This is a genomic window from Ruegeria sp. N11, from assembly GCF_056531525.1.
Genome location: NZ_JBQFLX010000028.1, coordinates 1 through 13,839, shown reverse-complemented (window position 1 = coordinate 13,839; position 13,839 = coordinate 1). Strand labels below are relative to the sequence as shown.

At 53.4% G+C, this 13,839-nt stretch carries 11 protein-coding genes; 6 read left to right on the top strand and 5 right to left on the bottom strand.

The window, feature by feature from the left end:
• Positions 1-50 precede the first annotated feature (50 nt).
• Positions 51-2,153, top strand: coding sequence for a DUF1214 domain-containing protein (locus ACR0J8_RS21865; RefSeq protein ID WP_171121461.1), 2,103 nt, complete (start codon positions 51-53; stop codon positions 2,151-2,153).
• A 329-nt stretch (positions 2,154-2,482) separates the two neighbouring features.
• On the opposite strand, the gene ACR0J8_RS21860 is transcribed toward ACR0J8_RS21865, so the two are convergent.
• The 4 genes from ACR0J8_RS21860 to ACR0J8_RS21845 all read right to left on the bottom strand — a co-directional run bounded on the left by ACR0J8_RS21860 (position 2,483) and on the right by ACR0J8_RS21845 (position 6,207).
• Positions 2,483-3,151 (bottom strand): hypothetical protein, encoded by a 669-nt coding sequence (locus tag ACR0J8_RS21860; protein WP_480527402.1) that lies wholly within the window; start codon positions 3,149-3,151, stop codon positions 2,483-2,485.
• Positions 3,152-3,505: 354 nt separating this feature from the next.
• Positions 3,506-4,486: a CobW family GTP-binding protein gene (locus ACR0J8_RS21855; protein WP_480892315.1), complete on the bottom strand. Its 981-nt coding sequence runs from the start codon at positions 4,484-4,486 to the stop codon at positions 3,506-3,508.
• 4 nt (positions 4,487-4,490) lie between these two features.
• Positions 4,491-5,963, bottom strand: a complete 1,473-nt coding sequence (gene gntH, locus ACR0J8_RS21850) for a guanitoxin biosynthesis MBL fold metallo-hydrolase GntH (protein ID WP_480527399.1) — start codon at positions 5,961-5,963, stop codon at positions 4,491-4,493.
• 10 nt (positions 5,964-5,973) lie between these two features.
• The gene (locus ACR0J8_RS21845; RefSeq protein ID WP_170678873.1) at positions 5,974-6,207 is read right to left on the bottom strand and encodes a hypothetical protein; all 234 of its coding nucleotides are present in this window, start codon (positions 6,205-6,207) and stop codon (positions 5,974-5,976) included.
• A 67-nt stretch (positions 6,208-6,274) separates the two neighbouring features.
• On the opposite strand from ACR0J8_RS21845, the gene ACR0J8_RS21840 reads away from it, so the two are divergent.
• Positions 6,275-7,642, top strand: a complete 1,368-nt coding sequence (locus ACR0J8_RS21840) for a tetratricopeptide repeat protein (protein ID WP_480892311.1) — start codon at positions 6,275-6,277, stop codon at positions 7,640-7,642.
• Positions 7,643-8,126: 484 nt separating this feature from the next.
• On the opposite strand, the gene ACR0J8_RS21835 is transcribed toward ACR0J8_RS21840, so the two are convergent.
• Positions 8,127-9,134: an AraC family transcriptional regulator gene (locus ACR0J8_RS21835; protein WP_170586711.1), complete on the bottom strand. Its 1,008-nt coding sequence runs from the start codon at positions 9,132-9,134 to the stop codon at positions 8,127-8,129.
• Positions 9,135-9,251: 117 nt separating this feature from the next.
• On the opposite strand from ACR0J8_RS21835, the gene ACR0J8_RS21830 reads away from it, so the two are divergent.
• The 4 genes from ACR0J8_RS21830 to ACR0J8_RS21815 all read left to right on the top strand — a co-directional run bounded on the left by ACR0J8_RS21830 (position 9,252) and on the right by ACR0J8_RS21815 (position 13,125).
• The gene (locus ACR0J8_RS21830) at positions 9,252-10,664 is read left to right on the top strand and encodes an amidohydrolase family protein (RefSeq protein ID WP_234900806.1); all 1,413 of its coding nucleotides are present in this window, start codon (positions 9,252-9,254) and stop codon (positions 10,662-10,664) included.
• A 26-nt stretch (positions 10,665-10,690) separates the two neighbouring features.
• Entirely contained in the window at positions 10,691-11,455 is a 765-nt protein-coding gene (locus ACR0J8_RS21825) for a DUF3299 domain-containing protein (protein ID WP_170337125.1), read from the top strand.
• On the top strand, positions 11,452-12,630 hold the full coding sequence (locus tag ACR0J8_RS21820) for a carbohydrate porin (RefSeq protein WP_170337128.1): 1,179 nt from the start codon (positions 11,452-11,454) through the stop codon (positions 12,628-12,630). Before ACR0J8_RS21825 ends, ACR0J8_RS21820 begins: the two co-directional genes overlap by 4 nt.
• Positions 12,631-12,744: 114 nt before the next feature.
• Positions 12,745-13,125 carry a hypothetical protein gene (locus tag ACR0J8_RS21815; RefSeq protein WP_170337130.1) on the top strand — a complete coding sequence of 127 codons (381 nt, stop codon included), beginning with the start codon at positions 12,745-12,747 and terminating at the stop codon, positions 13,123-13,125.
• Positions 13,126-13,839 lie beyond the last annotated feature (714 nt).

Here is a 13,839-nt window from a genome sequence, read left to right as displayed (position 1 = left end):
AAACTTTTCGCAATTGAATTCGGACACTGACCGGTATTGGCACAAACCAATTGGTCAGTAATTGGAGAGGCGGTGTATGCCTCGGGACACCGTCTCTCCACAACAAACACCAAAGTGCCAAGTCGCGACAAGCGCATAAAGGCAATGAAAATGGGAGTTTCAAAATGAGAAACATTAAGACTTGTATGACAGCGATTGCGATTGCACTCGCAGTCAACACGGGACCGCTTAAGGCGCAACAATTTGGCCAAGAAAGAGCACGAGCGGTCGGTGAACTGACAGATGAAGCGGTTGTGTCCGCTCTGCGCGAAGATGGTCGCGTCTCAATGAGCGGCGGTTTTTTTGAGACCGACAGTGACGCGCTAACCGGCACGTCACCCGAGGTGTTGTTCAAAGTTGCCAGCGCGATGGCGACGCTGCCTGAAATGCGACTGGCGATCGTGGGCCATACGGACTCGGTGGGTGACTTTGCATACAACATTGACCTCGCTGAGCGCCGTGCTGCGGCCGTACGCAATGCACTGATGGGCGAACCCTACAACGTCGCGGCGGAACGTCTGGTCGCCATGGGAGCAGGTCCAATCGCGCCTGTTGCCTCGAACTTGTCCGAGGAAGGACGCGCGCTGAACCGGCGCGTGGAGTTCGTTTTGCTGAACGAAGATATGATTCAACAAAACGAGGGCGCAAACGAACAAGTTGCATTGCCTCCACAATCAGACAGAGAGTTCGCCGCAATCGTACCGCAAAACGTTTTGACACCGGACAGAGTGAAAACAGAGACACTTGGCACACTTGAGTTTTTCGATGGCATGCCTTCACCAGATACGGTTGAGAAAGTCTTCGACAATCTGGACTTGATGCGCGCAACGACTGCTTTTCTTGATGGCATGAAAATCGCGTCTCTGCGTGGAATGTTTCAAGGCTATGAAGATGTAGGCGCACAACCCAATGATGTCGTCATTGCAGAAAATCTTCTGGATGCCAGATCAATCTGGCTGACGCCTAATACAACGACTATTTACGTTGGTTCCAACGTTGATATCTCCGAAGGTCCTATGGTCATAGAGGTGCCCGCTGGCATGTTGGGCCTGTTGGACGACGCAGGGTTCGACTACGTCGCAGACATTGGCGCGCTTGGTGCAGACAAAGGCGAAGGCGGGAAATACCTGTTGATGCATCACGACGATGAAACTGCAGTGCCAGAAGGATATTTTGAACTTCGTACAAGAACAAATGAACACTGGTTGCTGCTGCGTCGCTCCCCCGGGGCAGATGGTGACACAACAGGACCAGTTGCAGAGATCAAGGCAGGGCTGAACATCTATCCGCTCAGCGCAGCCGACAATCCGCCATCGGAGAACTTCATCAATATCTCCGGCGTTCAGCACAACACAGTCCATGCCAACAACGAAGACTTCTTCGAGGAGATTCATGTAGCCTTGGATAACAATCCGGTCGGCGCTTTTGATCCAGAAATTGTTGGGACATTTGCTTCCATTGGCATCAAAAAAGGCGAACCGTTCGAACCGGACGCCAGAATGAAGGGAATCTTCAAAGAAGCAGCAGCCATCGCAAACGCGACAGCGCGTGCGATCACATATGCCTCACGGGATCCGGGGGTGTACTTCTATGAAGATCGTCAATGGAACTCGCCGTTCCAACGCCAGAGCTATCTGTTCCTTGAGGATGGCGCGCGTATTCTGGATGATCGGACATACTTCTTTTACATGGCGACAGGTATCACACCTGCAATGACTGCGCCGCCGGTTGGCACCGGGTCGGTGTATGCAATGACGGCCCGCGACAAAGATGGGGAGTATCTGGATGGTTCAAAGACCTATAAGGTAACGCTTCCCGCGCCGGTCCCTGCCAAGAACTTTGCGTCATTCATGCTCTATAGTGGGCAGACTCGTTCGATCTTGGAAACAGACCAACAATCCGGAGGGATCGACTCCAACCGGCCCGGAATAAAGCCGAACGACGATGGTAGCTTCAGCATCTATTTTGGACCGGAAGCGCCGGAAGGTTGGGAAAACAACTGGGCGCAAACAGTTCCCGGTCGAAGCTTCAATGTTATGATGCGCCTTTACGGGCCGCTTGAACCATGGTTCGACAAAAGCTGGCGGCCCGGTGATTTGGAACTCGTGGAGTAGTCTTGGAAGTTTAGGCTAGACGAGCAAATGTCTTATGGCGAACATGGACGCTCCAAGAAATTGGGGCGTCTCCAAAACCGGCCGCTTTGGGCTCGAAGCGGTCATTCGCCGCGACCAGCGCGAACGACCGCTCTGCGGACTTTGCAGACATCCGCAGTACTGCTCCAAAAGGACCGCAGTCAGCCCAAAGCGGACCTTCAAAACCGAGTGTGCAATGTCCGAGAGGCGAACAAGTCCGTTCATTCGCATTTACCGCTGCAATACCCGCAACCGGCCCGGCCGGGCATTTTCGGCTAAAAGTCCATTCGAACAAACCTTAAAGCAGTTTGTTAATTGGGTTTTGTAACAAATACGCTGGTTTCTGGGTTCAGATCGTCGTTCGGATCCGTCAAAACGCCGGCTGGAAAGGAAACCGAGATAGGACGGTCCTTTGTGTCAAGGCAGAGCATGTGGTTATTGTCCCCGTCACCCAGATCGGCAAGCGCTGCGGGCGTAACCGTGCGTTGAAATCCATCTTCGGCCTCTACGATGATCCTGTACAGATCACGTTCCGCATCGCCAGGTTCCTTGCCGTTCGCCAGCGTAACGCCACCCGCCCAAGTTACCCGAATGGCCTGTACGATGTTGTCACTTGGACAAAGGCTTCCTCTGGTTCGGCGTGGTCCCAAGTTTCCGACCAAAGTCCAATCCTCAACAACCTCGGCCAAGATCAATGACGGCCCGTCTTCCAGCGGAGTCACGGCCACAGTGGCACCTCGAAAATCAAGCGTTCCATCGATGGAATGAATGTGTCCAATAACCTCGACTTCAACCGGTGGATCCTCTGAAGCGTTCCCAAAATCCCCGATCAGAAGCACAGTGCGCAATTCACCGGGATCGGTAGCAGGCAATACTGACGCGCAGTGCATTGTTCCGATCTGACCTGACTTTGTTACAACTCTGAAGTCACCTGCCTGCAAAGTTTCCAGATCTACCTCGGTTGAAAAGATGACGGGCATCCCGTCTTTGCCCCTGGAACTTCTGCAAATGAGATTTGCTACACGCGGCAACGCCTCGAGTCCGTGGAAAGCGGAAAGCAACTCGGCATCTTGTCCTCCAGCTGAACTCGGCAATCCGAGGTTTTGGGTTGTATCTTCAAGTTCTCGACTTGAAACGTCCTGCGCGCACAAAGCCGTCCCCGACAAAACAAACGCAGTGGCAGGTGCGAGCAATCTGATCGCTTGGCTCCATTTCCTAAGCTGCTTCAGCAATTAGGTTTCTCTCCATTTTTGGTCCGCGGTGTTGCGGGCTTTCGAGCTGTTACGTGTTGGAGTTTTATAAACACACGCAAACAAGTTTGGTCTAACTTGCTGCTATGCGGTCGCCAACAACGCATCGGAAAGCTCGTATTCCGAAAGGGCCCCTGGTGCACCTATTGCAACAAGCCTTGTTTCGGGTTTTCGTTGGCCCCAAGCGCCATCCCTTGCGATGTCCATACGCTTTCCGACTACCTGAACAAGAATGCGATGATCCGGATCCTCCTCGCTAAAAACAAAGCCCTTGAGGCGATAGACGTCGCCCGGAAGCTTGCGAATTGCACTCCGAAGAGAAGACAAGCTTATCGGGCGTTCAGCTTTCATCATTGTTGTTGAGAAGCTGTACGAGTGATCAAAGTGGTGGCAACCACAATCCGGTCCATGTTCGTGATGATCGGGTATTTCTGTTTCGAGCTGTTCGGCGGCAAAGCGGCCAACAGAAAGAAGAATATCCAGTGGGACATCCGCGTTGACCGCTTCGACAAGACGATATCGACGGAAGCGAGACCCGAGCCAATCGTGCACCCTTTGAACAGCCGCCCTGTCGACGAGGTCGACCTTGTTCAAAATAACCATGTCCGAGAACGCGATTTGACGGAGCTTCAGTTCCATTTGTTCCGGCGCGGCAAATAACTGTTCTGCATCAACAAGACACATAAGACTGTCCAAGCGGATCATGTCCCGAAACTTCTGATCGGTGAATGTCATCGCAATTGATGACGGGTCCGACACTCCGCTTGCTTCAAGGACGATGTATTCCGGTTTCTCAGGCCGGGCAAGAACGGCCTCTACCGTTTCGATCAGGTCATCTCGGATCGAGCAGCAAACGCAGCCATTTGCCAAACTCATCACATCATCTTCGAGACCGACTACCAAGTCGGCGTCAACGTTTATTGATCCAAAGTCATTCACCAGAACCGCAACCCGCAACCCGTGATTGCCTGTCAGGATGCGGTTCAAAAGTGTTGTCTTACCGGCTCCGAGAAAGCCGGTAAGGATCGTTACGGGGATTGCGGACGACGACCCAAATTCGATCATGTCGTTACTCCGTCTTCTTCTTGCGGTTCGGGATCACGTCATCGACCTTGATTACGAAATCACTGGGCCACTCTGGATCGGGAGCCCGGAATACATCAGCTGGGTAGTATTCTTTAGGATCGATCTCCATGTCCCGGTACTTCTGGTCTTGCTGTTCAGCACGTGATGACCGCGGTGCTGGCGGCTTGATTTCATCCGGCAATGTGATCTTGCCTTCTGCTTCCATCTTGCCCAATTCGCGGAATGGCGCGACCGAACCAGATTTTCCGGGAAGTGTCGCCTTCCGATACCAGATTGCATCTTTGGTGACGTTGACGACGGCGACGTCCAAACCCCAAGCGAACAGCCCATCGTAGTGGGCACGGATTCCCGCCAGCATTTCGGCATCGATGTCCTCGTCTTGCGTATAGTGGGTTACCATTGCAAGCCGCGGGCGCGCCTCAGCCATCATCTTACCGACCGCATAGTGCGATGTATGGTGCGTATCGATTGTGTAGTTGAACAGCTCTTGCGGCAGACCGTATTTGTAGGTCATCAACTGACCGATATCCTGTCCGGACATTTCGGTCACAAACACATCGACGCCTTTTCCGTATTCAAGACTCAGTTCATCCGGGCGGCCGTCGCCGGTCCAAACAAAGCTCAGTCCGTTCCAATCCAGCCGATACCCGACTGCACCGTCTTTGGCGTGGCTACGAGGCCAGGACCGAACAGTCACACCATCTTCGTCATAGACGATGCCGCCTTCTTGACGGAAATCGAATTCGTTAACTTCGATCTCGTAGCCGTCCCCAATCGGGAACACATCGAAGGCCTCAAGATGCCATTTGAGCATCTGCTGCATGCCTTTCACCATTCCGGCTGTACCAAGCTCTGGTGTCCGACCAGAAGGGCCGTGAATGCGCAGCGGCGTGTATCCACCAGACCAAGCCCGGAACGGGTAGATGTAAGGGATGTCTGCATAGTGATCGACATGCAGGTGTGTGATGAAGATGTCGTTGATCAACTGCCCCGGAACCTGCATCCCGATAATGTTGCGGACGCAGCCCGAGCCGAAGTCGAAGAAGAACCTCTTTCCATTACCCAATTCTACCATGATGCAAGTCCCAGCCTGATCTTCGCGGGGCGGAAATGGCGTCGAACCACAGAACGATATCCGCATTTCGTCGGGCCCGAGGTCCTCGGAAAGCGGGAAATAGTTCGCATTCGAGCCCGTCATGTATTTGGTAGGACGGAAGTACTCCGGCAGAGTGATGCCCCCGGCAGGCCTGCCGCCGTACGGGTTCTTTAGGCTTTCGCCTAGTGGTCCATCACCGGGGTGCGCCTGTGCAGTTCCTGTACCGAAGCTAACGGCACCGGTTGCGACCGCACCTGCTGCCAGTCCCTGCATAACGTGTCGCCGGGAAGGGTTTTCGATTTCGTCAGATTTCTGGATCTGTTCGTTCTTAAGTTCTTTGCCGTTGTCTTCTTTTGTCATGGCTATGCCCTTAGTTGGAAATGCTACGAAGGTTGCGCTTCACCATCCGGCGAAGCTCGTTAACGAGTTCGGATCTGATGTGGGCCCATTCCGCGCGCTCTGAGGCTGTGATCGATGCGTCATCCAACAGCGCAGTAACTTTCTTTAGGTCTTCGATTGCCTCGCTGAGTAACGCATCCGTTTCGGTACGCCCTGAAAGCGCATCGGAAAGATCTGGAAGCTCATCACTCAGTTCCCAAGTCACTGGATAATCCCCGGTTCCCACTATCTATTCTCACATCAAGATGAGAGCGGTTGACGACATATGCCAAGTGAGTCACCGTGAGTTGGGGGGTGAGTTTGCTTTGAACCAAGCTAATGAATTGTCGATAGATCAAGATGTTGCACCGCCATCGCCGGAGCTTGTTCGACAGGCACTTCAGAGCGTTGTGTCCAGCGTCGCGTTCCAGGCTTCGCCTCGACTCCAACAATTTCTTACATACGTGGTCGAAGAAACTCTCGCGGGTCGCGGTACCCAGATCCGGGGTAAAGCAATCGCGGTCGAAGTCTACGGTCGGAGTATTGATGGCACTGGTGGTCGAAACCTTGTCCGCGTCGAAGCCAGGCGCCTGCGGCGACTGCTACATGAGTTTTATGAAGATCAATGGGACGGTGAGGGAGTTCGCATTTTTGTTGATTCCGGCGGATACAAACCACGGTTTTCGCAAGGCAGGACGACAGGAAGCGACAACTCAAATGCTCAGGATAGCGATCTGCTTGACGGGAATCGACGTCTGGTGCAACTGCTGCCAATTGGGCTGGGTTGCCTAGTGTTGATCGCGGTGACAGGCTTGTGGTTCACTCGGGATAACAAGGCGGTTTTGCCCACAGCTCAATCCATCGAACAGGCTGAGCGAACTGCTCTTGGCGAGCAGTCTTTGACAAGGCTTCAGGCGGCTAATCTTGCGGATCAGGCCCGAGGCATGTTTTTTCCTGTTTTTGACGTCAAGCGCCAGCAAATAGCACTGGGAATGTTTCAGCATGCCGCGGAGCTCGACCCCGCACTCTCGGACGGTTATGCCGGATCGGCACAGGTCCTGGCGACTTTGGCCATGCTGTCCCCTGATAATGCACAAAGAGATGACCTCTTTAGCCAAGCTTCCGAGATGTCGGAAAGAGCGCTTGATCTATCTCCCACCGATGCATGGGCAAACGGCGCAAATGGTTGGGTGTTGGCCACCCAAAACAATCCAGTCGAGGCTATTAAATTCGCAAGACTGTCGGTCGAGCTTGCGCCGAATGATGGTCATATTCTGGATCTTGTCGGCATCACCGCCATCATGGCGGGCGCCCCAGAACTTGCGGCTGAGGTTAGCGATCCAGAAAGACTCAGGTCAGGATCGGGCCGCTTTGGCGCACGAAACATTTGGGGTGTATCGCAACTGATGCTCGGGAAATACGAAAAGGTAGTAGACGCCTTTAAAGGAGCGCCCGCAGCCGGTGCGCCTGTGAGTGCTCCTTCTCTCCTGTTCCAAGCCGTTGCGCAGGATCAGTTGGGACATACCGAAGAAGCTCAGCGACTTATTTCCGAAATGCGCAAAACGTGGCCGGAGTTTCCATCTGAGTTTCTCGCCGGCAGGATTTTCCAAAATGATGACGCAACGCGGCAAGTGATCCTGGATACTCTGATCAGATACTGATGAAACGTGTCGCATGTTTGTCGACGCAAAGTCTGCTTTCCGCGCATTGCTGTCATTGGGGCAACGCGCAGCACCGGCCAAAGTGGGCTCAGTGTTGCCGTTCTCCGCAGCAAGCATGATTGGCTGGTCCCAGCCTGAAGCAGGCATTCACAATCACGCTTTTCAGTTTTGCACCAAGCCATTGACTAGGACATGCGCGACGTTCAGGAAATCATGTTGTCTGCTGTAAACGACTGAATTGGGCTCGGTGCCATCGTTGTCTGCTGTTAGCATGATTGGCCGCACGCAGCCCGAAGCGGACCTTCGCAACCAAGCTTTGCTAACTCCGAAATACACAACGAAACGGCCAGTTGCAGAGGTTGTATCGGCGGTGGCAACCAACCATTCATGTCGTCGACTAACCTGTTCAACGTCGCACTACAACTTCTCCGAACTGATCCCACGAGGACCTAATCTTCGAAGCGTTCATTTGGCTCGACCACATTTACTTGCTTCGGAACTTGGTCGGTGTCATTCCGGTCTGACCTCGGAAAAAGCGAGTGAAATGGGACTTGTCAGAATAGCCGAGCATCAGTCCGATCTCTGCAATTGTCATCTGGTTTTGTTTGAGGTGCTCCTTGGCGACATCGATACGCAGCCGTTTGATTTCGCGCGGTAGCGTTGTGCCTTGTTTTTGAAGCGCTTTCAGAAACCGTTCCGGTTGTATTCCCAGCATTCCAGCCACCATCTCTGGTCCCAAATCGGTTTCATCCAGTTTGTCGCGTAAGACAGATCGCAAAGCTGCCACCACGGTTACTTCTTCATCTTGTCGAAGTGATGCTATGGGCTTGGCAGAACCCTCAGAGACGTGGTGCAAAAACAACCATTCCACAGGAAAACTAATTTGCATTCCGGGATCAGTCCCAAGGCCAACCTCGATCCCTTTGTAGTCGATAGGCAGCCCATTGATGTATCTGCTTTCCCATCGCACACGGGAAGAGTCCCAGGACTCTCCGACGACGGTCTGCAATAGGCGTACATAGATTGCGGCACCAAAACCGGTCACCTGAATGGGTGGGACGGTTGGTTCCTGTTGCCTCTCGATACGATAAGTCGCTTTGTCTGCTTCAATGACAAGGCTGTGCCGCACAGAATTGGACTCCTGCGGCACGAGCTCAACAAAGCGGGTAAAAAACTCGAACAGCGTTTTTGTAGATTGCAAGGCTTGAGCGAAGGGCGGCCATCCTTGTAGGTCAAACGCTTCCCCTACATTCAGTCCTAGGTATCGATCCCCTGATACTTCTGAGAAAGCATTTCCCAAGCCGTAAACCAACTCGGAGTGAACGAACACGGATGGGTTAGTCATCAGTTCAGCTTTCAAGCCGACCTGATCCAATGCTGGTTGCGGATTGATCTTACGTTCGGTGAGATATTGCAGAAAGGGAGCGGCTAAAGAGAGGCGAACAAAGCCCTCGCTATGCTCTCGGGAGGTGGAGTTGAAAGGCAAGCTCATAACCCTTGTTGGATTAGCTTTAAGAAGTGGCCATTTTTGCAGTCACATTCGTACATCCTAATTCAAAAGGGGCAACCGAGCCAATGAATTCCAGACTATAGTTGGCAAAACATGAATATGAAGGGAGTACTTATGTCCGGCTTACGAATGTCTCTTTGCTCGACGGCAATTGTCGCGGCAGTTCTTTCTTTTTCGGCGACCGCGCAGGCTCAGGATCAAGAAGAACCCCAAACGCTGTTTACCAACGTGCATGTCTTCGACGGTGTGAATGAGCAACGCATTGAAAATGCCAGTGTTCTGGTCGAGGGCAATCTGATCAAGTCCGTCTCAACCGATGCCATTGATGCGCCGAGCGCGACGGTTATCGACGGCGGTGGGCGCACTCTGACACCGGGCTTTATAGAGAATCACGCGCACCTGATGCTCATGGGGCCATCGATTGCCGAGATGGAAACCAACTCGACCTGGGAGGATTTCGCCATCCACGGGACCCGGATGGCCGAAATGTACCTGATGCAGGGCTTCACGACCGTTCGCGATGCCGGGGGCGCTGGCGGCGGGCTGCGGCGCGCAATTGACGCCGGCCAGATCGTCGGCCCCCGCTTTTATCCTTCCGGGGCATTTCTCGGAACACGTGGTGGTCACGCCGATTTCGCATCCTTCACATCTCCGCCGGGTGGGGTGACCAACTTTGGGACTCTGAATATGGCCCAACAGGTCAACGGTGTTGACGAAATTTACATGTATGGCCGCAACAACCTGCGCATGGGTGCCACGCAATTGAAGTTCATGCAATCAGGTGGGGTGATTTCGGCATTCGATCCATGGCAGTTGCTCGCCGGTTCGAAAGAAGAGATCGAGGCCGCTGTTCAGGTTGCCAACGAGTACGGCACCTATGTCATGGCACATTCCTACCGCAAAGAAGCGATCATCAATGCCCTGAATGCAGGGGTCAGAACCATTGAACACGGATTTCACTTTGACTGCGAGATTTCTGCTTTGATGAAAGAAAAAGGAGCGTACATCACGACGAACATCACAGCATTTGATCCAGGCCTACTTGATGTTCCTTCCGTGAAAAACAACCCCAACAGTTTGAGGAAGGCCAAATCGGCCTCGGCGACCTTCGAAGCCTACATTCCAAGTATGAAGGAATGCCCGGCGCCGCGCGGTTTCCAAACCGATTGCGTCGGCTCGGTCGAAGCGTGCAACATCCAGATCGCCTACGAGAAACATCTGAATAACCATTTCTTCGGCCCCTATGCGTCGATGGTAACCCTAACTTCGGTAGGTGGCGAGATCGCGGCACTTAGCGGTGATTTCATGAACCCCTATCCGGAAGGCAAACTGGGTGTGATCGAAGAAGGCGCCTATGCCGACATCCTGCTGATAGACGGCAACCCCCTCGAAGACTTCTCTGTCGTTGGAACAGGCGATCAGTGGTTCGGTGCGGACCCGAGGCCGGACAGCCCGGAAACAATCCGCCTGATCATGAAGGACGGTGTGATCTACAAAAACACACTGGATTGACCAGATAAAGCAGCCGGAGAGCATTCATGCGAAATTGGTTTTGCTCCGCAGTATTCGCAGGGTTGGTTTTGTGCGGTTATGATGCTGCGGCGACGCCTGGAACCGCGTTGGACTGGGCAGATCTGCCAGATCCGTCTGCGCAGGTCTTTGATGACCCCTATCGTGAACTCAGCCCCGAACAGTTCGACGATGTTCTTTTCGTTGTGCGTATACGCGGCAGGTTGCAGCAGGAGGTTGGCAGCGCCGAAGAACGGCAGAAATGGCAATTGCTTTTAGCAGAGACCGAAGACGCCTTGGTGTCAGACGGAATTGACGTCGACTGGTTACTCGATCAGCGCGAGGTTGTGACTGAACGTCGAAGAAAGGCTGGAACGAGCGGAAACCCGCAATTCGACGGCAGAACAATCACACTCGCGGGCTTTGCCATTCCTGCTCCAAGCGATCCGGACGGCCGGCCTGTGGCGTATTTGGTGCCAGAAAGAGGGATGTGCAGCCACATGCCTCCACCTCCGCCTAACCAGATGATCCGTGTGCGGTTGAACGGGGACTGGGCGCCTAGCTATTTCCACGAACCCGTTCGGCTGACAGGCACGCTGACTATCGATCCTTCCGTTCATAATATGATGGTTGTGGATGGCCTCATGCCTATGAATGCGACTTTCCAGCTAGAGGCGGAACGTGTCGAAACTCTGGAAACCGAGGCAGACAGGTTGGAATGGAAGCAGCGTGCTGCTGATCGCATCCGCGCGGCAGGAAATCGCAAGACCGGTGGGGCACAGGCGTCAAAATGATAAGACTTCTGGTTGCCGCATTGAGCATTGCATTTGCTGGCGCAGCGTCGGCTCAGGGACTATCCGGGCCATCTTCAGTCGAAGCCGATCTTGCGCCCGGAGATGGGCTCACCGATCCGCAATATCGTTCCGATTTTCCACGCAACATCGCACCGGGTTGGTTTCAGTGGAAAGACCGACTGGCTGAGGGTGGTTTTCGGTTCAACATTGACTACCTGGCATTGGGCCAAACCACGGATGCTGATCTGGGAACCGGCGAAGCAGCCAGCGGAATTGCGCGGTTCTACGGCAGTTGGCAGGCAACTGAACGGGGGTCTCTGACATTCAAGATCGAAGACAGGCACAGTTATACTGACGTTGCTCCGCAATTTCTCGGGCTGGATGGCGGAGCCCTTTCAATCACGGGAACAGCCTTCAATGACAACGGTTTGCTTCTGACCAATTTGTTCTGGACCCAAAGGGCTGAGAATGGGTCGTGGGCGCTGCAAGTCGGCCAGATTGATGTAACGGACTTTGTGGATATCTACGGGTTGGTAAGCCCCTACAGTGGTTTTCAAAACCTGTCTTTCAATACCAACCCGACAATCAACACGCCCAACCAAGGCCTTGGTATTGCCGGTGGGGTAAAGCTGAGCGAGAACCTCTACGCCGTTGCCAGCGTATCAGACGCAAACGCCGACCCGTCCGATCCAAACTTTGATGTGTTTAGCGACGGCAATCTCTTCAAGTCGCTCGAACTTGGGTACACGTCCGGCTTTGATCGCATCTACTTCGACAATATCCATCTGACCCTCTGGCATGCGGATGCGGCTGACGATGGCAGTCGAGCAGAAGATTACGGCGCAGCGTTTTCCGCCGCATGGTTTGTTGACAATAAATGGATGCCGTTCTTCCGTGCAGGGGCCTCGAAGGGAACCGCAGCGCTTTATGAACGGTCGATTTCTGCCGGTCTCGGTTACTATGGTCGCAACACCGATTTGGCCGGTCTGGGCCTAAACTGGGCCGAAGCAAGAGGCATAGATGGCGATCAGTTCACGCTTGAAGCTTTCTACCGCTTTTCAATCTCACCCGGACTGCAGATCACGCCATCGGTACAATTCATTTCCGACCCGCTTCTAAATCCCGATCAGGACCGGATTACCCTGTTCGGTCTAAGAACCCGGATCGTTTTCTAATGCGGGGTGAAGGCAGTCACTAAGGGGTGTGCCAAAGGGCAACTAAGAGAGATCAAGCGCGTGCCGGAATTTTCAACGCCGGTCGAATGAAGTTGGGAAGCAAAGGAACAATCTATGAAGATTGCATACGGAATTCTTGCAGCCTTAGCAGTTGTGTTTTTCATCCTTGGAGGCAGCGATGCCCATGCCAAAGACAACAAGGGTAAAAAGCCGAACAAGGGGGGCAAGAACGGTGATGTCAGCATTCAGATAGAAGACAAACCCGGCAAAGGCCCAAAAGCTGTACCACCTGGACAGATCAAGCGCTACACGCGCGGTGCCAAGCTCCCATCTGACCTGGAGTTCGAGGATATTGGGGACCTTTCCAAATGGAAGCTTGGGGAGCCGGGCAAAGGAAACCGCTACATTCTGGTCGATGACGAAGTCCTCGAAGTTACGAATGACCTGTCTACCGTGGTCGATGCCGTCGGCATCGTCGGTGATCTTCTAAATTAGGCGAAAGTACGATGTTTCAGGGCAAGAACTACCTCGTTTGCCCTGACGCTGGCCGGGGCGATCATTTGTGAACCCCGGCCCAAGTTCAAAACCCGGATCCGAGGCGCTACGATGATAAAGGCCCTTCTTGTTCTTTTTGCGCTTGCTACCTTTTCGTCAGCACGCGCCCTACTCGCTCAGGAAAACGGTGCAACTGAAGTCCCGCAAACAATACGCTTTGAGGGCTATGTATAGCCCAGTCGCGAAGCAGAACTGTCGCCTTTGGTGGACAATGTGGTCAACCGGACTTTGCAAAGTCTGCTTTCTGCGCATCGCTGACCTTAAAGCGCGTTGAAGCATTTTGTATTTTGGGCTCAGTGTCGTCATCTGACGGTTTTAGTCGGATGACGGCTTTACCCCGGACTGCGGACATCACTGCGTTGATTCCAAAGGCGACAACTTCGTGTTTCAAGGGTGTCAGGAGGATAGTCCATGTCGCATCTATTCTGGCCGGACCAAGAGCTTCTCAACCGCATCAAGCATATGTTCCTAAAGCCACGGGGGGTTGCTCGTGGAGACGACCGAAAGCTTCTCAGCGGCGTCATCCATGTAATTCGCAATGGCTTGCGTTGGTGGGACGCTCCATTGTCTTAGCCCCGTAAAACTGTGCCACTATTTTGGTGTCACGGAAGGGATGATGGATGGCTCGGAAGCGGTATTCGGATGAAGATGCGT

What these genes read in the sequence shown, in the direction of transcription:
- ACR0J8_RS21860 (WP_480527402.1), bottom strand. Translation starts at nt 3,151, where the DNA reads ATGCCCGTCATCTTTTCAACCGAGGTAGATCTGGAAACTTTGCAGGCA.
- ACR0J8_RS21855 (WP_480892315.1), bottom strand. Translation starts at nt 4,486, where the DNA reads ATGATCGAATTTGGGTCGTCGTCCGCAATCCCCGTAACGATCCTTACC.
- gntH (WP_480527399.1), bottom strand. Translation starts at nt 5,963, where the DNA reads ATGACAAAAGAAGACAACGGCAAAGAACTTAAGAACGAACAGATCCAG.
- ACR0J8_RS21835 (WP_170586711.1), bottom strand. Translation starts at nt 9,134, where the DNA reads ATGAGCTTGCCTTTCAACTCCACCTCCCGAGAGCATAGCGAGGGCTTT.
- ACR0J8_RS21830 (WP_234900806.1), top strand. Translation starts at nt 9,252, where the DNA reads ATGAAGGGAGTACTTATGTCCGGCTTACGAATGTCTCTTTGCTCGACG.
- ACR0J8_RS21825 (WP_170337125.1), top strand. Translation starts at nt 10,691, where the DNA reads ATGCGAAATTGGTTTTGCTCCGCAGTATTCGCAGGGTTGGTTTTGTGC.
- ACR0J8_RS21820 (WP_170337128.1), top strand. Translation starts at nt 11,452, where the DNA reads ATGATAAGACTTCTGGTTGCCGCATTGAGCATTGCATTTGCTGGCGCA.
- ACR0J8_RS21815 (WP_170337130.1), top strand. Translation starts at nt 12,745, where the DNA reads ATGAAGATTGCATACGGAATTCTTGCAGCCTTAGCAGTTGTGTTTTTC.